Origin of the sequence: Zobellella sp. DQSA1 (genome assembly GCF_041950555.1) — a bacterium.
Lineage (GTDB): Bacteria > Pseudomonadota > Gammaproteobacteria > Enterobacterales > Aeromonadaceae > Oceanimonas.
Genome location: NZ_CP169531.1, coordinates 1,200,964 through 1,220,055, shown reverse-complemented (window position 1 = coordinate 1,220,055; position 19,092 = coordinate 1,200,964). Strand labels below are relative to the sequence as shown.

Here is a 19,092-nt window from a genome sequence, read left to right as displayed (position 1 = left end):
AGACACCATGAGAAGACTCTGTATTTTATCCAGTGCCTTGCTCCTGGCGGGCTGCCAGGCGATGCCGGCCGACTCGGCACGGCATCCCTATGGCCATCAGGAAACAGGTGGAGGGCAAGCGGCACACAGCCAGCTTTACCCGAAATCGGCGGCGTATTCGTCGCTCAAGGTACAAAGTAAACCCGCAGCCGACGGCGGTCGGGTTTACCGCAACGTATCCCACTCATCGAGCAACCGGCAGTACCGCCAGCAAGCCGAAGCCCAGCAACAGAACCTGTGGCTGGAGCTGGCAGGGCAGATGCAACTCGAGATGCCGTTGGATCACCCCAGGGTGGTCGCCCAGCGCAACTGGTACCTGAAACACCCGGCATACATGCGTTCCGTATCCGAACGCGCCAGACCTTTTCTCTATCTCATCAAGGAAGAGATAGAGAAAAGGAACATGCCGATGGAACTGGTGCTGTTGCCGGTGGTGGAAAGTACCTTCGATCCCAAGGCCTATTCCCGTGGGCACGCGGCCGGTCTGTGGCAGATGCTGCAGGGCACCGGCAAGAACTTCGGCCTGCACTACGACAGCTGGTATGACGGCCGTTACGATGTAATGGCCTCGACCCGGGCCGCGCTCGACTATCTGGAATACCTGCATGGATTCTTCGATGGCGACTGGCTGCATGCTCTGGCGGCCTATAACTCCGGGGAAGGCCGGGTGCAACGGGCTATCAAGGCCAACCGCCGGCAGGGCAAGCCGACCGATTACTGGTCCTTGCCCCTGCCCAAGGAAACCCAGAATTATTTGCCCAAGCTGCTGGCCCTGGCCGACATCCTGAAGCACCGGAACCACTACGGCATGGAAGTACCGGCAGTGCCCAATCGTCCCCAGGTGGCGGTGGTGGAAGTGGAAGGACAGGTGGATCTGAACATGGCCGCCGATCTGGCTGGAATGAACCGCAACCAGCTCAAGCAACTGAACCCCGGCTTCAAGAAAGCTGCCACCTCGCCGGCCCGCAGTGCCGAAATCCTGGTACCGGTGAGCCATGCCCAGGGCTTCGAGCTGGCCATGGCCGATCGTCCCCAGCAGGAACGCCGGGAATACCAGCGTTACCAGGTCAGAGGCGGCGACAACCTGGGCGCCATCGCCCGCCGCCACGGCACCAGCATTGAGGCCATCAAGCAGGCCAATAACCTGGGCGGCAATACCATACGGGTGGGGCAGACCCTGATGCTGCCCTCGGCGGCCCGCGCCGCCTCACCCTCGGCCTCCGACGGTGTGTATCTGGTCAAGGCCGGCGACTCGTTGTCGGCCATCGCCAGCCGCTTCAGCGTGAGCATAACCGACCTGCTGCGCTGGAACCGGCTACCCGACCAGGACAGCCTGCGCGCGGGGCAGCAATTGATAGTGTCGGCGAATTCCGGCTGAATCAGAAGGGAGCCCATGCGGCTCCCTTTTCTTTTTTACGCTTCGCCCAGGACGCGGAATACCGCCTTGATTGGCCCGTGATCGGAAGCGGTGGAGGTCATGCTCCGGGCCTGTTCCAGTTGCAGACCCCGATAGAACACCGAATCGAGCGGATAGCCGGCAAAACGGGTTCGATTGTCCTCTGCCAGCGTCATTTCCTGCAACTGCTCCCGTTCAGCCCAGTGCCGGAGCAAACGATCCCGACGTGCGTTCCAGCGGTTGAAATCACCGGCCACGATCACCGGCCCCCGGTAGTCCCCGATAACGTCGCTGATCCGCTCGAGCTGCTCCTGGTAGCTGCGGCCACGCAGGGAAAAGTTGATCGCATGCAGGTTCACCACCAGCAGTTGCTCAGGCTCTCCGGTCAGTTGATAGCGGCTGAACAGCTGCGACTTGGGAACCCGGGTCATCGGCTCCACCACCCGCTGGCCGCAGGCCTGCAGTGCCTCCCCCGGCGCGGCGGTCAGCACACCCTGGGGAGCCCCCCGCCAGTTGAAAGCCGGCACCTGGAACCAGCGGTAGCCCCGTTCCTGCAACCAATGGTGAAGCGCCTCGGTACCGCTGGCCTCCTGCAGCAACAGCAGCTCGGCGTCTGCCGCCCAGTCATCGAGCTCGGAACGCCAATCGCCCTGCTGCTTGTAGATATTCCAGCTCAGCAGGGTAAAACGCGCCGGCAAGGGCCGGTACTCAACAGGCGATGGATACTGACAGGGCTCGGAAACCGACTCGAGCCGGTCGTTCAGCAACAGGGGGGCCGGCACCTCGATACAGCCGCCCAGCAGCAGGGCCGCCCCCAGAAAAAGCGCCTTATGCCGGTTGCGGCACAGCACGGGGGCAGCCGTTTTCGTCGATGGCCACGTAGACAAACTGGGCCCCGGCCACCCGATAACGGGGGCCGTTCGAAGGCACCAGTACCGGCTTGACCCAGACCTCCACGCCTATGGTCATGGAGCTGCGGCCTGTCTTGAGCAGCTCGCCGTAGCAGCACACCACATCGCCCACCTGTACCGGTCGGGAAAAAATCATCTCATTCACCGCCACGGTGCACACCCGACCCAGGGCGATCTCATTGGCCAGCAGGCTGCCCCCCAAATCCATCTGGGACATGATCCAGCCACCAAAGATATCGCCGTTGGCATTGGTGTCCGCCGGCATCGCCATGGTTCGCAGCAGCATTTCCCCTCTGGGGCTACATTTTTCGGTCATTTATGCAAAAATCTCCAGCAACAGGGGTAAAATGGCATAGTAATCAGCCATACCATGACCCGCAATTTTCCCGTAATAAAAGGTTATCCATGAACGTCATCGTCGCCTCCCTCAATCCGGCTAAAATCGAGGCCGCCCGCCAGGCCCTGGCCCTGCTGTTCCCGGACCAGGATATCGAGCTGAACGGCCTGGCCGTGCCATCCGGCGTGGCCGCCCAGCCAATGAGCGATGCGGAAACCTTGCAGGGAGCGCGCAACCGGGCGCTGGCGGCACGCCGGCATCGGCCCGGGGCGGATCTGTGGATTGGCATGGAAGGCGGTATCGATCGACTGCAGGCGCACACCATCACCTTCGCCTGGCTGCAGGTACTGGGGCCGGGGCTGGATAACGTCGCCCGCAGCGCCAGCCTGACCCTGCCGCCGTTCGTGGCCAGCGCCGTGTCTCAAGGGGAGGAGCTGGGTCAGGCCATGGACCGCCTGTTCAACTTAACCAACTGCAAGCAGCAGGGCGGCGCTATCGGCGTGCTGACCCGCAACCTGCTGGACAGGCGCAGCGTCTACCGGGACACCCTGATCCTGGCCCTGGCGCCGTTGCTCAGCCCCGCGCCTTACGCTCAGCCAGCCACGCAAACCAGTCCGTAACCCGATAGTCGAGTCCCAGCCAGCGGGCGAGTGCGTCGCCGTCGATGCTCTTGCCCTCGCCGCCCCCGGCGAATGTCGGTGGCGGCAATTTCCGCAGCAGCGCCGCCCGGGTATAAAACTCCCGCCGGCTGGGGTGATGGGGCGTGCTGACATTCAGGACTTCCGGCCAATCCTCCCGCGCCAGTATGGCGGGAATAAAACGCAGCAAATCCTCCAGCGCCACCAGGTTGACCGGTTCATCACCGCCCTCAAACCGTCGCCCGGCCAGAAAGCGTCCCGGCTCGCGGCTGCCACCCACCAGGCCCGACAGCCGCAGGCACAGCACCTGTGGAATGCCGCTCTGACGCACCCTCTGCTCCGCCGCCAGCATGCGCTCGCCGCGTTCGGAATCGGGTCCGGTATCCGCCTCGGTCTTCGCGCCGGTGCCGCCGTACACGGAAGTGGCACTGGTAAACAGCACCCGGCGCACCCCGGCCACGGCGGCCAGGGCGGCAACCCGACCCAGGGTCGCGGCGTAGTCCTCCACCTTGCCCGGCGGCACGCACAGTATCAGGCTGTCGGCAGCAAGCCGCGCCGGCCAGGCCAATGGCAGCGGCCCATTGATATCCCATACCTCGGCCACCACCCCCTCTCGACGCAACCGCTCGGCCTTGGCCGCGTCGGTGGTGGTGCCGGCGACCCGGTACCCCTGTGCCAGCAAGGCCGCAGCCAGAGGCTCACCCAGCCAGCCCAGGCCGAGAATGGCCACCCCCGGTTCAGTAGACATAGTTCAGCTCCGCCGGCTTCAGGAAGGTCTTGGGTTGACCCAGCATATCCTGGTAGATCACCGAAAAAGCCAGCACGTTCTGCACATAGCTCCGGGTCTCCCGGTAGGGAATATTCTCCACCCAGACATCCAGCGGCCGGCTGCCACTCTCGCTCAGCCAGCGGTTGATCCGGCTCGGGCCGGCGTTATAGGCGGCAATGGCCGGGATCCGGTTATGGTTGTAGCGCTCCAGCAGCTCCTTGAAGTAGCTGGAGCCGAGCTGCACGTTCACGTCGGCCCGGTAGACGTCGGCGGGATGGCGGAACTGGGTGATGCCATGCCTGCGCGCGGTTTCCTGCGCCGTGGCCGGCATCAGCTGCATCAGGCCGCCGGCCCCTACCGGTGAACGGGCCTGTTCATAGAAGGCACTTTCCTGACGGGCGATGGCGAAAAGAACGGCCTCGTCCACTCCCAGGCGGCGGGCCTGGCGCTGGAAGATATCCCGGTACACCACCGGGAAGCGCAGATCCAGGTGATCCCAGGCCTGAACCCGGATACTGGCCACGATGGATTTATCATACCAGCCGCGACTCAGCGCCAGGCTGCCCAGGGCCACGCCCGCCGGTTCATCCACCTTGCCCAGCAGGTGATGCCATTCGCCGCGAGCGGCGGCGCGGTCACCCAGCGCCAGCCATTCCTCGACCCGCAGCAGTGCAGGCCACTGCTTGCTGGCCTGGCTCCATGAGGGCGCCGGCACCAGGGGCTTTTTCTGCAGGGAAAAGTCACGCCGGCTCTGCTGAGCGGCCAGGAAGCCATAGTAATCCCGGGATTTGGCCGCCTGCTGCCAGGCGGCATCGGCCTCTGTGGTTTTGTTCTGTGCGGCCAGGGCCCTGCCCCGCCAGTACAGCCAGCGACTGTCCTGCCGGGCATCGGGAGGCAGTCGATCAATCCAGCCGATAAGATGCTGCCAGTCCTGCTCCCATATCGCCAGCCGGGCCCGCAGTTCAAAGAGTTCGGCATTCCCCACCTCCGGCAACCGGCTGTCGAGCCAGCCGCGATAGTCCCGGGTGCGGTTGAACATCAGCCGGCGAGCCAGGCTACGCTCCACCACCGCCATCTGGGCTCGTTCGAAATTGTGGCTACGCTGGTATTTAGGGTAGAGGCTCATCACCAGCTCGGGATCGGTATCCGCCAACCGGGCCAGGGCCATGGTCACCGCAACCTTATGCCGCCCGGTTTCCGTCTTGACCTGCTCCGGCCGGATCACTTGCCGGGGATCCTTGTGCAATGCCTGCAGCAGTTCGCCGGCCGGGCGGGCCGAAGGGCTCAGCAGCCGCCCCAGGAAGGCCATCAGCCCCTCCTGGCCACTCTCGTAGGCCAGCAACATGCGCTGCCAGATATGTTCGTCGTTGCGCCCGCCCACACTACGCCAGTCCTCGAACAGAGGATCGCAAATGCCGGGCCTGGACTGGCCATGCAGCCACAGCCGCTCGGCGCCGGCGATGGCGGTCGCCCTGTCGCCGGTCGCCCATTTAGCTCTGTAGTGGGCGCACTGCAGCTCGGCGCTGTTGGGCAATTGTGGGTAAAGGGCCAGAAACTCCTGCCAGCGCTGTTCCCGGGCCAGGCGGAACAGATACTGGCGCTCGAGCCGGTCCGCCTGTTGGGAGTCGGGGTAGCGGGCCATGAATTCGCGCACCTGAGCCGTGCTCAGATGGTTGATTCTGTCAGCAAGGTATTGATAATCGAGGTAAATAGTAAAGGGGTAAGGATCCAGCCCCTGGCGCAACTGCTGATAGCGGGGCAGGTCATTTTTTTTCAGCGCCTGCTCCGCCTGCTGATATCGCTCGCGCAGCGGTGAAGCCTCGACACTCATGCCAAGGCCCAGCAGCAGCAGCCCCACTCCCAACCAGCTCTTCACGGCACCACCCCTCTTTAGAAAATATAGCGCTATCCTAAGGAATACCGGGGGCACTGCCAATGGGGCAATGCAAATTCTCCGGGCGCGAAGTGCAAAACCGGCGTCAGAGGGGGAAGCTACCAGGCCCAGAGTTTATCCATACGAGTCTGTCTTGTTTGGCCTCTGGCTGGCAAGGGCTTTTTGGCATTAGCACCGGGAAGCTCACAAATATTGTCAAAAGGAACCGACAGGCGGGAAAAAGTTGATTTCCATCACAAAATTAATTCGCTGCCGGGGTAATCTGAGCTTGAACACAAACGAAGAAACAGCCAGGGGGTCCTTATGTCTATTGCGATTACCAGCCATGTTGTCGACATCTCTCCCGCTATTCGTGAACGGATTGAAAGTCGCTTCGACAAATTAAATCGGCGCCAGATCGTGCTTATCAACCCCCATGTGGTGATTCAGAAAGAAGGCCTGAATTACCTGGTGGAAGCCAAGGCCGGGGTGCCTAATGATACCCTCTTTGCCCAGGCGGAACACGAAGACCTGTATGCCGCCATCAATGAACTGGGGCAGAAACTGGAACGTCAGCTCGGCCGCTACGCGGACAAGCCGCTGGCTCAACGGGCCAACGTGGCCCAGCCGATAGCCGAGGAGGACGAATAACAACGGAGCCGGCCGGCCCTTTCTCCGGCACCGGCCGAATCACTGGCGGAAAGGCCCCAGGGCTGTTTTCCGCCTTTTTGGCGGTTGGCGGGCCGGCTCGCCAAAAAATACCCGGAAAAGGCTTGCCAGCGCCGACGCTTTTCAGTATTCCTATGGGAGTGACAACGACGACTGTGACCTGATGATGCCCGTATCCCTGTTTTTCTTTCGCTTCTTTTTTGCACCCTGACTCGGGAGGCACGGGCGCAAGCAAGAGATAAGCGAAAGACGAACCGCCAAGCCTCCCACCGGGAGGCTTTTTTATTCAGCCGGACTGGCGACGAAGGAAGCCCTATTCATGAATCTGGATGATATCAGAACCCACATCACCCGCCTGGACAGCGAGCTGCTGACCCTGCTGGCCAAACGCAAGGCCCTGAGCCTGGATGTGGCCCGCTCCAAACTGGCAAACCCGAGGCCGATACGGGATCAGGAGCGGGAGCAGGCACTGCTGGTGGAGCTCATCAACCAGGGCCGCCAGCTTGGCCTGGACGCCCATTACGTGACCCGCATCTATCACACCATCATCGAAGACTCGGTGCTGTCCCAGCAAGCCCTGCTGCAGGACCTGCTCAATCCCCAGGACAAGGCGCCGGCCATCAGCGTGGCGTTTCTCGGGCTCACCGGCTCCTACTCCAACCTGGCGGCACGCAAGTATTTGTCCCGCTTCCAGGCCAGCATCATCGAGCACAATTGCGAGACCTTCCAACAGATCCTCGACACCGTGGAATCGGGCCAGGCCCAGTACGGCATACTGCCCATAGAAAACACCAGTTCCGGCTCCATCAACGATGTTTTCGATCTGATGCAGCACACCAGCCTGTCCATCGTCGGCGAACTGACCCAGCCCATAGAGCACTGCCTGCTGGTGGCGGTGGATACCGACGTCAGCCAGTTGAAGACCCTGTACACCCATCCCCAGGTGTACCAGCAATGCTCCCAATACCTGAAGACGCTGCCGGGGGTCAAGGTGGAATTCTGTGCCGCCTCCTCCAATGCCATGGAGCTGGTGGCCGGCCTGAAGCGACCCGATGTGGGTGCCATGGGCAGCGCCGACGGCGGCGAGCTGCATGGCCTCAGACCCCTGGTACGCGGCCTGGCCAACCAGAAACAGAACATGACCCGCTTTATCGTGGTGGCACGCAAGCCCATCGAAGTGGCGGAGCAGATCCCGGCCAAGACCAGCTTCATCATGTCTACCGGCCAGCAAAGCGGCGCCCTGGTGGAAGCCTTGCTGGTGCTGCGCGGCCACGACATCACCATGACCAAGCTGGAATCCCGCCCCATTATCGGCAACCCCTGGGAAGAGATGTTCTATGTGGACGTGGCGGCCAATGTCAACAGCCCGGAGATGCAGTCGGTACTCAAGGAACTGGGCCGCATCACCCGCTTTATCAAGGTGCTGGGCTGCTATCCCAGTGCCGAAGTGGCGCCGACCCGGATTCCGTCCGGCGCCCTGAGCCAGGGTAAAACCGCCCCCCAAGCCGACGCCGAGGCCGAGCAGCCCCGCCACAGCCGCGCCTACAAGACAGACGGCTCACGGCTACAGATAGGCCGCTTTTACCTGGGCACCCAGGAGCCGCTGCTGATTGCCATGCTCGGGGCCTGGCCCGGTCGCCAGCAATTGCAGGAAGATGCCCGCCGGCTGAAGGAAAGCGGCGGCCAGGTACTGGCCGCGCCCTGTTTCGATAACGGCGATATCCAGCAGGGACTGCAACACCTGCAGCAGCTGCGGGAAGTCGCCGCCCAGTTTGACCTGGCGGCGATGACCGCGGTTGGCAAAGTGGAAGAGCTTAACCGGGCGGCGGAATACCTCGATCTGCTGTTGCTGCAACCGGATCAGCCCCATCGCGGGGAGCTGCTGATTGCCGCCGGCCGCTGTACCCGCCCGTTGTTGTTACCGCTGCAGCCGGATGCCATCGTCTCGCTGGCGGAAGCGGATCTCATCCTGAAAGAAGGCAATCAACAACTGGCCCTGCTCGATGGCCAGGGGCTGCCCCTGGTCGAGCTGCTGGCCCTGCAACAACAGACCCACCTGCCCCTGCTTAGCCGGCTCGGGGGCGAGAAATCCCTGTTGCCCGAGCTCGCCCATGCGCTGAAGGAAGCGGGCGTGCAGGGCTTCTGTATCGAACTCGCCGAAGACCAGCAAGCCGATGCCGTGGCCCCCCTCGCCCAGCGGCTATACCAGGGCTAACGCAGATAACACAAGGCCCGGGAAACCGGGCCTTGTGTCTGATTGAGAAAGTCCGCCACGCGGCTGAAGCCGCATCTACCACAGACCGGGATGGGTCCGGAATGCACAGGCGTCGGGTCCACCTTGGCGGGTCCCACTTCAATCCTGATGATGGCGGCTGTCGTTGGCCTGAGCCAGCAGCATCCGGCTTTCCTTGAGGAAGATGCCGGCATAGTCGCCGAAGAAGTCGCTGACGGTGGCGAACTGTTCGACGAAGGCATCGCGCTTGCCCCGCTCCAGCTGGCTGAGCAACTCGCCGAAACGGCGGTGGTAGCGCTTTATCATCTCCAGGTTGCGGGGCGAGGACAGGATGATGTCCGCATAGAGCACCGGATCCTGGGCGAACAACCGGCCCACCATGGCCAGCTCCAGCCGGTAGATGGGCGAGCTCAGGCGCAGCAACTGGGCCAGATCCGCCCGCTCGGCGCACAGATGGGCGCCGTAGGCGAAGCTGGTAAAGTGGCGCAGCGCTTGCACCAGGCTCATGGCCTCGTCATGCTCGTCCGCCGATACCGGCTGCAGTCGGGCGCCCCAGATGCGCATCTGGGCCAGCAACCATTCATACTGTTCGCCGCCGCGCCCTTCGCAATAGATGATCACCTGCTTGGCCAGGCTGGACACATCGGGGCCGAACATGGGGTGCAGCCCCAGCACCGGGCCGCCATGGGCCGCCAGCATGGCTTCCAGCGGCTCGCTCTTGACGCTGGTCAGGTCCACCAGCAGGCAGTCGGCGGGCAACGCTGGCAGGCGCCCGATCACCGCCACCGTCTGCTCGATGGGCACGGCGATGATCACCAGGCCGGCATCGCCCAACAGGGCACCGGCCCTGTCCCAGTCTTCTTTCTCCAGGATCTCGACCGGGTAGCCGGACAGGCGCAGCAGGTGCGCAAACAAACCACCCAACTGGCCGGCCCCCCCGATCACCACCGCTTTGGACAGCTCCGGCTTGATACATTTGAAACCGGTGTCCTTTTCGCTGGCGTAGGACTCGCGCATGGCGCGGCGTAGCACATCTTCGATCAGGTCCGGCGGTACGCCTTTCGCCTCGGCCTCGGCCCGGCGCCGGGCCAGCATGGCGGCTTCCCGGTCGGGGGCATAGATAGGCACGCCCTGGCGGCTTTTCACTTCCCCCACACCCGCCACCAGTTTCAACCGGCGGGCAAATAGTTCGACCAGTTGCTGGTCGACCTCGTCAATTTGATCCCGCAGGACTTTTAATTCATCAACCATCGGCTTCATCCCAATTACAAAAGCACCGGCCCTTCCCGGGCTCGGTGCTCTATTATGCCCGCTATTGGCCGACGACGACAGGGCCGGCAAGGGCGGCGTTCAACAGTACGAGCCGCCGGCTCAGCCGATACGGGCCTTGAGCGGCGCGGCCAGTTGCTGGTGGCAGTGGCCCAGCAGCTCGGCGGTGGTATCCCAGTCGATACAGGCATCGGTAATGGACACCCCATAGCGCATATCGCACTTGGGTTGTTCACTGGACTGGTTGCCCTCGAAGAGATGCGACTCCAGCATGATACCGAGGATGGACTGGTTGCCTTCCTGGATCTGGTGAACCACATTCTCCGCTACCAGCGGTTGCAAACTGTAATCCTTGTTGGAATTGCCGTGGCTGCAGTCCACCACCAGGCTCGGCGCCAACCCCGCCGCCGTCATGGCCTTTTCCGCCAGCGCGACATTGACCGAGTCGTAGTTGGGCTGCTTGCCGCCACGCAGTATGACATGGCCGTCCGGATTACCCTGGGTCACCAGCAGCGCCACCTGCCCTTCCTGGTTGATACCCATGAAGGCATGGGGCTCCGCCGCCGCCTTCATGGCGTTGATGGCGGTGCCCAGATTGCCGTCGGTACCGTTCTTGAAGCCAACCGGCATCGACAGCCCGGAGGCCATCTCCCGGTGGGTCTGGGATTCGGTGGTGCGCGCACCGATGGCCGACCAGGAAAACAGCTCCGCCAGATACTGGGGACTGATGGGATCCAGCGCTTCGGTGGCCAGCGGCAATTCCAGTTCGGCCAGCCAGCACAGCAGTTCCCGCGCCTTGTGCAGGCCAAGCTCGATATCGAAGCTGCCGTCCAGGTGAGGATCGTTGATAAAGCCTTTCCAACCGACGGTGGTACGCGGCTTCTCGAAATAGACGCGCATCACGATATAAAGGCTATCACGGTAGTCATCATGCAGTTTTTTGAGGCGGGTTGCGTACTCTTTGGCTGCGTCGATATCGTGGATGGAGCAGGGGCCACAGATCACCAACAGACGGTGATCCTTGCGATGAATAATATCGGAAATGGTCTGCCGGGCCTGGCCGATGGACGCCAGCGCCCGGTCGGAAATCGGCAACTTGGCTTTCAGCTCCGCCGGGGTGATCATGACCTTTTCGGATTGGATATGAATATTATTCAACGTGTCTTTCTGCATGATGACATCCTCACTTGTAAACAAAACATTACAACCAAACTTAAAGAAAAATCACTCCATATTTGACATATGATAATTTCTCTTTTACGCAACCGCCTTCACCATACCAAGGCAGGACGGCCTTGCAAAGCCTGATGTCGGCTAAAAGCCGGTTATTTTGCCCCGATACGCTCAAACGCGCAGAAAAGAGCCAAATTCCGCCTTTCATCGGCATATACTTGAGGCATAGAGAGGAACCTATGAACGAACACGAGTACCGGCTGCTGGTGGCCAGCTTCCGCCGCATACTGGATCACTACGGGGTGGATTACCGCCGCAGCCCCCCATCCTATAACAACGACACCCTCTACGATCACCAGTGCCGGCTGATCGTGCATGAGGTAAGCAAGAGCTGGCTGGCACACTACGGCCACAAACCCAGTCCCTTGCTGCTGCAGAAAGCCCTGTTTGCAGCCGAGCAGAGCCGCCGTTTCAGCCCACCCTGGTATGCCCGCTGGCTGAACTATGTGCGCAACCTGGCACCCCGGCGCCGGTAGTGCACGACCCGCGCTGACACAACCGCCGGTGGTCAGGCTGGTATTCCTGCCGGGATCTGCCATGATGCCGCTTCTCCCCTCAAGGACCCCAAAGATGCAACGACTTATCCGCTTTTTCTTTCAGGGCCTGCTGATTCTGCTGCCCTTCGTGCTGACGGTGTATCTGGTATACCTGATCTTCACCATGCTCAACGAAACCCTGTTTTCGGCCCTGGGCTCTTTGCTGCGGGTCGTATTCCCGGCCCTGGAGGCGGGCTGGATCTCCGATCTGGCCGGCGGCGCGATGACCCTGGCACTGATCATCCTGACCGGCATGTTCGCGTCCTTTTATCTCGGGCGTTTTTTTCTCTCCATTTTCGACAACATACTGACCCGTATTCCGCTGGTGAAAATGCTCTACAACTCCCTGCGGGATCTGTTCAATGCCCTGCTCGGCGACAACAAGCGCTTCGACAAACCGGTGGCGGTCAGCCTGATGGGCGGGGAAGTGATGGTGCTGGGCTTTATCACCCGGGAGGAGATGGGGGCATTCGGGCTGCAGGACAAGGTCGCCGTCTACCTGCCCCAGTCCTACAACTTCGCTGGCAACGTGCTGATCGTCGACAAGGACAAAGTGCGGCCGCTGGACATTCCCGCCGGCACCGTCACCACCTTTATTGTCAGCGGCGGGGTGACGGGAACGCCCTGAAGGCGGGGAGCCGGGAACAATATCGGTGTTTCAGTCAAACACCACTATTCCCCAGTCCCCCGCCTCCGCTCAGAGGCTATCTATCTCGTCCATAAAATCGCTCAGATCGTCATCCGCCATGGCTCCGACTTCCCGCCCCACCCGGCTCGCCTGGTATTGCAGATAAAAATCCTTGGTCAGGCCGTAGGGGTCGAGGGCATTGTCGATAATGGCTTCCTGGTCGATCAGCTGACTGCGGTCATAGAGCCCCATCAGCACCCACTTACCGGCGCGCATGGCGATCGTCATCACGTCGTAGGGGAAGTAGAGGCTGTCCACCACGTCGCCGGACAACTGGCGCAGCGTGGTCGGCCCCATGAAAGGCACCATCAGGTAGGGACCGTCACCAACCCCTATCTGGCCCATGACCTGGCTGAAGTCCTTGGGCCGGGAGGTCAGCGACAGTTTCTCCGCCACATCGAAAAAACCCAGTACTCCGACGGTACTGTTGAGACCGAAGCGGGCCAGGTTGGTGCCGGCCCCCGGAATATCCCCGCTGACCAGGTGGTTGACAAAGCTGGCCGGCTCCTCGAGGTTCAGCATCATGTTCTGCACCCCTTCTTTCAGGGGATCCGCCACATAGTCGGCATAGGTGTGCACTACGGGGCGCACCGCATAGGGCTCCAGTATGTCGTAGTTGAGCACCCAGGAAGCCCGGTTTACCGGTTCGAAGGGGTCTCGCGGGTCATTGGCCGTGGACTTGGCGTAGTCCGCCGGTTTGTCCGAGGAAAAGGGATCACTGGCCCGGGGCTGATCCCCCCCCTGGTGCACAGCACAGCCCGTCAGGGTTGCGCCTGCCGTCAATATCAGCACTCGCCACATAATGTAACCTTATGATTATTGTTATCGTTCCAGTCTAGTTCAGAAGCGGCCGGCAAGACCGGCCGCCCGCCCTTCACAGGGGGGTATCGATCACCACGCTGATCCGGCGGTCTTCATCGGTGCTCAGTACCCCGCTGCGTCCCTCCCAGGCGTGGGTCACATCGGCCACGTTGCCGCTGGGGGCGATACGCGCCTTGATGATCACGTCCGCCCGACTGCTCATGTTGTTGTCGGCCACCATGGCATCGGCATTGGACAGGGTAATGGTCAACGGAAAGGCCGGCTGCTCGATACGACGGGCCACCAGCGGCATTTCGCCACCCGCGGCGTCCACCGCGAACACGAACAGCACGGAGCCGGGATGATAAGGCACCGAGCTCGAGGTATTGACCTCCACCTCGTAACGCGGGCCGGTCACCGGCACTGTGTCCGCGGCGGCCAGACGCTGCTCGGCGAAGGCCACCGAACGCTCTATCATGCCGTAACGAGGATTATCCGGCGACATTCGGGTCAGCATTTCCCGCCAGCGCTCGGCGGCGGTGGCAAAATCGTCCTGCTGCAGGGCCATGAAGGCGAACACCGACCAGGCCTCGAGATTGTCGGGATCCTGCACCAGCGCATTTTCAATCAGGCCTTCGGCCCGCAGGGTTTCACCGGTCATGGCCAGCGCCTCCGCATAAGGCACCACCACCGCCTGTACGTCGGCGGTCAGGTTCATGGCTTTTTCCAGCGATTCCTTGGCGGTTTCCCCGTCGCGCATCTCCAGCGCCAACCGTCCCAACAGCAGCCAGCCACGGAAATCATCGCCGTCCTGGTGCAGGCGGGTGCGCAGGGCCAGCATCAGCTCACGCACATCCTGTTCGGTCATGCTCTCGTCCTGCTCCACCAGTATCCGCCGGGACAGCTCCGCCAGCCGCCCGCTGGCATCCTGCCACTGGGCCACTTCCCGGTGGGCGCCAACCTGCCAGTAGCCGACATAGCTGACGGCAATCACCACCAGCACCGCCGGCAGCCACAAGGCAGGGCTCTTCCTGGTGTTCAGCCGCGGCTCCTGCACCATGTCGTCGAGCAGGCTTTTCTGCAGTTCGCGCTCGGCCGCCTCGCTGTCTTCCAGCAGCCCCTGTTCGCTGTCCAGCTCCAGTTCCTGCAACCGTTGCCGGTACAGCTGGGTATTAAGTTCGTTACGGCTGTGGCTGGACTCGGCCCGGCCTCGCGTCAAAGGCAGTATTATCACCAGCACCAGTATTGCCGTCAGCAAGGCACTGAAGATCCAAAATAAGGTCATATCAGCTCTCTTTATCTTTGTTCAGCAGATCCGCCAGGCGTTTTTTCTCTTCGGCACTCAGCTCATCGCCCTCGTTACGCCGGGTCCGTCGGGTACGCACCAGGATCACCACCAGCCCCAGCAGGATCACCAGTACCGGGCCCGCCCACAGGATGACGGTAGAGGCCATCAGCGGCGGCTTGTAGAGGATGAAGTTGCCGTAGCGGGCCACCATGAAATCGATGATTTCCTGTTTCGAGTTCCCCTCTCGCAGCATGTCGTAGGTCTTGTCACGAAGATCCTTGGCCAGTTCGGCATTGGAGTCGGAGATATCCTGGTTCTGACACTTGGGGCAACGCAGCTCCCGGGTCAGCTCCCGGAACACCGCTTCCTGCGCGGGGGAGTCGAATTCGTAAACATCGATGGACGACTGGGCGGCCACCGGCGACACCAGCCAGGCCCCGGCCAGCAATATCAGGATCGACAGTACGTGCATCGGTTACTCCATCCGCTCGAAAATGGGCTTCAGGGTCTGGTGCCAGACCTGTTCGTTGACATCCCCCACATGACGGTAGCGGATCACCCCCGAGCTGTCGATCAGGAAGGTTTCCGGCGCACCGTACACCCCCAGATCGAGGCCCAGCATGCCGCGGGGATCGTAGAGATCGATGGCATAGGGGTTGCCCAGGTTGGTCAGCCAGCGCAGGGCCTTGTCGCGCTCGTCCTTGTAGTTCATGCCGATGATGTGGATACCCTCCTTCGCCTTCAGCTCGTTCAGGTACTCATGTTCGGCATAGCAGGTCGGGCACCAGGTGGCCCACACATTGAGCAGCATGGGCCGGCCGGTGAAGATGTCCTTGCCGTGCTGCTTGTCGAGATCGTGCAGGTCCTGCAGGGTAAACTCCGGGATCGGCTGATCGATCAGTACCGACTCCAGCTTGGTGGGATCGGAGAACAACCCCTTGTACAGGAAGACGCTGGCGCCCAGGAACAGCAGCAACGGGATGGACAGGATCAGGATACGACGGTTCATGCAACCTCCTGCTCGCGTTTACGGCCGAAACGATAGCGCTTGTCGACCATGGCGATGACACCACCGATGGACATCAGCACGGCGCCGAACCAGATCCAGCGCACGAAAGGCTTGTAGTACAGCCGCACCGCCCAGGCGCCGTCGTTCAGCTCTTCGCCCAGGGCGGCGTACAGATCCCGGGTGAAGCCGGCGTTGATGGCCGCTTCGGTCATGGGCATGCGCTGCACCACGTACATCCGCTTCTCGGCGCGCAGTTCGGTCAGCGCCCGGCCATTCTTGGCCACGCCGATCACCCCCTTGAAGCCCTCGTAGTTGGGGCCGTCGGCCCGGCGGGTGCCCTCGAAGGTGAAGGTATAGCCGGCGAAGGTCACGCTGTCGCCCTTGCTCATGCGGACATCCCGCTCGATGCTGTAGATCTGGGTGCAGGCAATACCGATGATGGACACCGCCAGGCCGACGTGGCCGAGGATCATGGCCCAGTGACTGTTGCCAAGCTTGCGCACTCCCACTCCGAAACGGTGCTTGTGGGTGGCGCGGATCCAGGTTTCCTGCAGGCTGGTAATCACGATAAAGATGCCCAGGCCGATGCCCACCGCGGCCCAGATTTCGAAGTTTTCGGCAAACCACCAGGGCAAGGCCAGTCCCAGCACCGTACTCGCGGCCAGGGCAAACAGCAGCTTGCCGTTGACGTCCTTCATCTGCTGGCGGCGCCAGCGGAACAACGGGCCCGCCCCCAGCAACAGCGCGAAGGGAATGACAAGCCAGGCGTAGAGGCTGTTGAAGAAGGGAGCGCCGATGGAAATGCTGCCCAGCCCCAGCTCTTTGTGTACCAACGGCAGCAGGGTGCCGATCAACACCACCACCAGCCCCGCCATCAGCACGATATTGTTGCCGAGCAGCATGGTTTCCCGGCTGGCCAGCTCATGCTTGCCGTGGCTGCGCACTTCGGCCCCCTTGATGGCATACAGCAGCAGCGACGAGCCCACCACCAGCAGCAGGAACACCAGGATAAAGAGGCCGCGGGTCGGATCCGAGGCGAAGGCATGCACCGACACCAGCACCCCGGAGCGAACCAAAAAGGTGCCGAGCAGGCTGAGCGAAAAGGCCATGATCGCCAGCAGCACCGTCCAGGCCTTGAAGGTGGCCCGCTTTTCGGTCACCGCCAGCGAGTGGATCAGCGCCGTGCCTGCCAGCCAGGGCATGAAGGAGGCGTTTTCCACCGGATCCCAGAACCACCAGCCGCCCCAGCCCAGCTCGTAATAGGCCCACCAGGAGCCCAGGGCAATCCCCAGGGTCAGGAAGACCCAGGCGGCCATGGTCCAGGGCCGGGACCAGCGGGCCCAGGCCGTGTCCAGCTTGCCGGTCATCAGCGAGGCGATGGCGAAGGCGAAGGCCACCGAGAACCCCACATAGCCCATGTACAGCATGGGCGGGTGGAAGATGAGCCCCGGATCCTGCAGCAGCGGGTTGAGATCCCGGCCGTCCACCGGGAAATAGGGCAGGGTCCGCTCGAAGGGGTTGGAGGTGAGCAGCACGAACAGCAGGAAGCCGGTGCCCACCATGCCCATGACGCTCAGCACCCGGGCCACCGCATCCAGCGGCAGCGCCCGACTGAAGCGGGCCACCGCCGCGGTCCAGCCCGCCAGTATCAGCACCCACAGCAGCAGGGAGCCCTCGTGGGCGCCCCACACCGCCGAAATACGGTACTCCAGGGGCAGCAGGCTGTTGGAGTTGGAGGCCACGTAAAGCACGGTAAAGTCGTGATCGATAAAAGCCCAGGTCAGGCAGAGAAAGGACACCAGCAGAAAACCGAACTGGGCGTAGGCCAGCGGCCGGGCCAGCAGCATCATGCTGACATTGCCGCGGGCCGCGCCAAGCAGGGGATAGATGCTGAGGATCAGGGTCGCCGCCAGGGCGAGGATCAGGGTAAATTGGCCTATCTCAGGGATCATGAACGGCTCCCTTGCAGCTGTTCCTCGGTATATTCCGGTTTGAAGTGCTCCATCCCTTTGAGCGCCTCCGCCACCTCGGCCGGCATGTATTCTTCATCGTGCTTGGCCAGCACCTCGAAGGCATTGACGGTGCGGGCATTTTCCAGATTGCCCTGGGCCACTATGCCCTGTCCTTCCCGGAACAGGTCCGGCAATATGCCGTCAAACAGTACCGTCACCTTTTCACCACCCGCATCGATCAGATCGAAGCTGACCTTCAGGCTTTGCTGATCCCGGGACACCGATCCCGGCACCACCAGGCCGCCGATACGCAGGCGCTGGCCCACCTCCGGCTTGATGTTGTCCTTGCCCTTGCCCTGCACCAGCTCGGTCGGGGTATAGAAGAGGTCGATATTCTGCTGCAATGCATACAGCACCAGCGCGGTCATGACCGACAAACCAGCCACCACGGCTACCAGCAGGGTCATCCGCTTCTTACGTCTTGGGTTCATAAGGTGTTCTCCAACTTCTGGGCGGCCTTGCGACGGGCGACCCTGGCTTGTTTCTGTTTGACCTCGCGCAGCAAGCGTTTCTTCGTTGTTATAGTGGCCACCACCAACCCGAGCAGGGCCAGCAGGGTCACGGCAAAGGACAGCCAGACATAAAAGCCGTAGCCACCCATGGCCCAGAATGCAGACCAGCTTTCAAATTTCATCCTGTTCCTCCGCCATTTTCAGTACCCAGGGCCGGTGCGATTCCCGCCGGATCAGCTCATTGCGCAGCCGCATCAGGGTCAGCGCGCCCAGGAAACAGATAAACGCCAGTATCATGATCAGCAGCGGCCAGAGCATGTCGTTGGAAATGGACGGCTTGGCAAACTTGGTGATGGTGGCGCCCTGGTGCAGGGTATTCCACCACTCCACCGAGTAGTGGATGATCGGCAGGTTGATCACCCCCACCAGCGCCAGTATGCCCGCCGCCCGGCCCGCCAGCACCTTGTCGGAAATGGCGTTGTACAGGGCGATGACGCCCAGGTAGAGAAACAGCAGGATCAGCTCCGAGGTCAGGCGGGCGTCCCACACCCACCAGGCGCCCCACATGGGCTTGCCCCAGGCGGCACCGGTAAAGAGCGCGATAAAGGTGAAGACGGCACCCACCGGGGCGATGGCCGCCACCGCCATGTCGGCGGTCTTGATCTGCCACACCAGGCCGATAAAGGCGGCCACGGCCATCGAGGAGTAAGCCCCCATCGACATGATGGCGGAAGGCACATGGATATAGATGATGCGGAAGGCATCACCCTGCTGGTAGTCGGAAGGCGCGAAGGCCAGCCCCCAGACCAGGCCGACCGCAAACGAAATCACGCTGAACACAACAAACCAGGGCAGCCAGAGTCCGGCCAGCCGGTAGGCTTGTTCAGCCTTGGCATAGGGATGTAACCATTTCCACATCTTGCTCACAGACCTTTTTTG

Annotated in this window: 19 protein-coding genes, 1 pseudogene and 1 other annotated feature; of the genes and pseudogenes, 6 read left to right on the top strand and 14 right to left on the bottom strand. The window is 62.0% G+C overall.

Features of this window, described 5'->3' with window-relative positions:
* The first annotated feature begins 7 nt into the window (after positions 1-7).
* A complete protein-coding gene (locus ACEVBK_RS05905; RefSeq protein WP_375057672.1) occupies positions 8-1,417 on the top strand; it encodes a LysM peptidoglycan-binding domain-containing protein in 1,410 nt (469 codons plus the stop codon).
* 35 nt (positions 1,418-1,452) lie between these two features.
* On the opposite strand, the gene ACEVBK_RS05900 is transcribed toward ACEVBK_RS05905, so the two are convergent.
* Together ACEVBK_RS05900 and yciA are read right to left on the bottom strand one after the other, a co-directional pair.
* A complete protein-coding gene (locus ACEVBK_RS05900; protein WP_375057670.1) occupies positions 1,453-2,286 on the bottom strand; it encodes an endonuclease/exonuclease/phosphatase family protein in 834 nt (277 codons plus the stop codon).
* A complete protein-coding gene (yciA, locus tag ACEVBK_RS05895) occupies positions 2,264-2,662 on the bottom strand; it encodes an acyl-CoA thioester hydrolase YciA (protein ID WP_375057669.1) in 399 nt (132 codons plus the stop codon). The genes ACEVBK_RS05900 and yciA overlap by 23 nt, the downstream gene beginning before the upstream one ends.
* 89 nt (positions 2,663-2,751) lie before the next feature.
* Between yciA and yjjX the strand changes: the two genes are divergently transcribed.
* Positions 2,752-3,303 (top strand): inosine/xanthosine triphosphatase, encoded by a 552-nt coding sequence (yjjX, locus tag ACEVBK_RS05890; RefSeq protein ID WP_375057668.1) that lies wholly within the window; start codon positions 2,752-2,754, stop codon positions 3,301-3,303.
* Here the strand turns inward: yjjX and ACEVBK_RS05885 are convergent.
* A complete protein-coding gene (locus ACEVBK_RS05885; RefSeq protein WP_375057667.1) occupies positions 3,257-4,069 on the bottom strand; it encodes an NAD(P)-binding domain-containing protein in 813 nt (270 codons plus the stop codon). The two genes, yjjX and ACEVBK_RS05885, sit on opposite strands and share 47 nt — an antisense overlap.
* A complete protein-coding gene (locus ACEVBK_RS05880) occupies positions 4,059-5,966 on the bottom strand; it encodes a transglycosylase SLT domain-containing protein (protein ID WP_375057666.1) in 1,908 nt (635 codons plus the stop codon). Before ACEVBK_RS05880 ends, ACEVBK_RS05885 begins: the two co-directional genes overlap by 11 nt.
* Before the next feature lie 321 nt (positions 5,967-6,287).
* Between ACEVBK_RS05880 and hpf the strand changes: the two genes are divergently transcribed.
* Entirely contained in the window at positions 6,288-6,614 is a 327-nt protein-coding gene (hpf, locus tag ACEVBK_RS05875; RefSeq protein ID WP_375057665.1) for a ribosome hibernation-promoting factor, HPF/YfiA family, read from the top strand.
* Positions 6,615-6,797: 183 nt separating this feature from the next.
* Positions 6,798-6,919: a sequence feature (Phe leader region), on the top strand.
* A gap of 32 nt (positions 6,920-6,951) precedes the next feature.
* Positions 6,952-8,100: pseudogene (locus ACEVBK_RS05870) on the top strand (chorismate mutase); the annotation flags it as partial.
* 885 nt (positions 8,101-8,985) lie between these two features.
* Here ACEVBK_RS05870 and tyrA read toward each other — a convergent pair.
* Both tyrA and ACEVBK_RS05860 read right to left on the bottom strand, forming a co-directional pair.
* Positions 8,986-10,116, bottom strand: coding sequence for a bifunctional chorismate mutase/prephenate dehydrogenase (tyrA, locus tag ACEVBK_RS05865; protein ID WP_375057663.1), 1,131 nt, complete (start codon positions 10,114-10,116; stop codon positions 8,986-8,988).
* 120 nt (positions 10,117-10,236) lie between these two features.
* Positions 10,237-11,307, bottom strand: coding sequence for a 3-deoxy-7-phosphoheptulonate synthase (locus tag ACEVBK_RS05860; RefSeq protein ID WP_375057662.1), 1,071 nt, complete (start codon positions 11,305-11,307; stop codon positions 10,237-10,239).
* A gap of 239 nt (positions 11,308-11,546) precedes the next feature.
* Between ACEVBK_RS05860 and ACEVBK_RS05855 the strand changes: the two genes are divergently transcribed.
* Positions 11,547-11,843, top strand: coding sequence for a hypothetical protein (locus ACEVBK_RS05855; RefSeq protein WP_375057661.1), 297 nt, complete (start codon positions 11,547-11,549; stop codon positions 11,841-11,843).
* 94 nt (positions 11,844-11,937) lie between these two features.
* A complete protein-coding gene (locus tag ACEVBK_RS05850; RefSeq protein WP_375057660.1) occupies positions 11,938-12,531 on the top strand; it encodes a DUF502 domain-containing protein in 594 nt (197 codons plus the stop codon).
* Positions 12,532-12,600: 69 nt separating this feature from the next.
* On the opposite strand, the gene ACEVBK_RS05845 is transcribed toward ACEVBK_RS05850, so the two are convergent.
* The 8 genes from ACEVBK_RS05845 to ACEVBK_RS05810 all read right to left on the bottom strand — a co-directional run bounded on the left by ACEVBK_RS05845 (position 12,601) and on the right by ACEVBK_RS05810 (position 19,071).
* Positions 12,601-13,392: a VacJ family lipoprotein gene (locus tag ACEVBK_RS05845; RefSeq protein ID WP_375057659.1), complete on the bottom strand. Its 792-nt coding sequence runs from the start codon at positions 13,390-13,392 to the stop codon at positions 12,601-12,603.
* A gap of 73 nt (positions 13,393-13,465) precedes the next feature.
* Entirely contained in the window at positions 13,466-14,677 is a 1,212-nt protein-coding gene (ccmI, locus tag ACEVBK_RS05840) for a c-type cytochrome biogenesis protein CcmI (RefSeq protein ID WP_375057658.1), read from the bottom strand.
* 1 nt (position 14,678) lies between these two features.
* A complete protein-coding gene (locus ACEVBK_RS05835) occupies positions 14,679-15,152 on the bottom strand; it encodes a cytochrome c-type biogenesis protein (protein ID WP_375057657.1) in 474 nt (157 codons plus the stop codon).
* A gap of 3 nt (positions 15,153-15,155) precedes the next feature.
* Entirely contained in the window at positions 15,156-15,689 is a 534-nt protein-coding gene (locus ACEVBK_RS05830; protein WP_375057656.1) for a DsbE family thiol:disulfide interchange protein, read from the bottom strand.
* Entirely contained in the window at positions 15,686-17,641 is a 1,956-nt protein-coding gene (locus tag ACEVBK_RS05825) for a heme lyase CcmF/NrfE family subunit (protein WP_375057655.1), read from the bottom strand. The genes ACEVBK_RS05830 and ACEVBK_RS05825 overlap by 4 nt, the downstream gene beginning before the upstream one ends.
* Positions 17,638-18,132, bottom strand: coding sequence for a cytochrome c maturation protein CcmE (ccmE, locus tag ACEVBK_RS05820; RefSeq protein ID WP_375057654.1), 495 nt, complete (start codon positions 18,130-18,132; stop codon positions 17,638-17,640). The genes ACEVBK_RS05825 and ccmE overlap by 4 nt, the downstream gene beginning before the upstream one ends.
* Complete coding sequence (gene ccmD, locus ACEVBK_RS05815) at positions 18,129-18,335, bottom strand: heme exporter protein CcmD (protein WP_202086552.1); 207 nt, start codon at positions 18,333-18,335, stop codon at positions 18,129-18,131. Before ccmD ends, ccmE begins: the two co-directional genes overlap by 4 nt.
* Positions 18,325-19,071, bottom strand: coding sequence for a heme ABC transporter permease (locus tag ACEVBK_RS05810; RefSeq protein WP_375057653.1), 747 nt, complete (start codon positions 19,069-19,071; stop codon positions 18,325-18,327). The genes ccmD and ACEVBK_RS05810 overlap by 11 nt, the downstream gene beginning before the upstream one ends.
* Positions 19,072-19,092 lie beyond the last annotated feature (21 nt).